Here is a 579-nt window from a genome sequence, read left to right as displayed (position 1 = left end):
CGGTTGCTTTTGGTGGCCCACCACCTGGTGGTCGATGTCGTGTCGTGGCGGGTGCTGCTCGAGGACATCGACACCCTCACCCGGCAGCTACGCCAGGGCCAAACACTGGAACTACCGCCGAAGTCGAGCTCGTGGCAACAATGGGCCCACCGGCTCCACCAGGAGGCCCACAGCGACACAACGGCCCAAGAACTGGCCTACTGGAACGAACAAACAGAACCGGCCGGCACACTGCCCACCGAAGGCTCTGCCGAGGACAACACGGTCGCCGCCAGTCGGGTATATGAGGCGGTCCTTGAGACCGAGCAGGGACGCGCACTGCTGCACGACCTGCCCACCACCTTCAACACCCGCATCAACGACGTCCTACTCACCGCCGTAGCCTCGGCCGTCGGCTCCTGGACCCACGACAGCCACGTCCGCCTCGACCTCGAAGGCCACGGCCGCGAAGACCTCTTCGACGACATCGACGTCTCCCGCACCGTCGGCTGGTTCACCACCATCTCGCCGGTACGCCTACCGGTGCCCTCCCCCACCGCTCTCGGCGAAGGGCTCAAGCAGGTCAAAGAACTACTACGC

The 579-nt window shown here is 65.3% G+C and carries 1 protein-coding gene; it reads left to right on the top strand.

The features are described from left to right. A partial coding sequence (locus ABD848_RS24910) for a condensation domain-containing protein (protein ID WP_344977666.1) occupies positions 1-579 on the top strand: 579 nt, incomplete at both ends.

It is taken from the genome of Salinactinospora qingdaonensis (genome assembly GCF_039539445.1).
GTDB classification, from domain to species: Bacteria; Actinomycetota; Actinomycetes; order Streptosporangiales; family Streptosporangiaceae; genus Salinactinospora; species Salinactinospora qingdaonensis.
The sequence above is the reverse complement of the archived record's forward strand: the minus strand, read 5'-3'. Positions and strand labels throughout refer to the sequence as shown.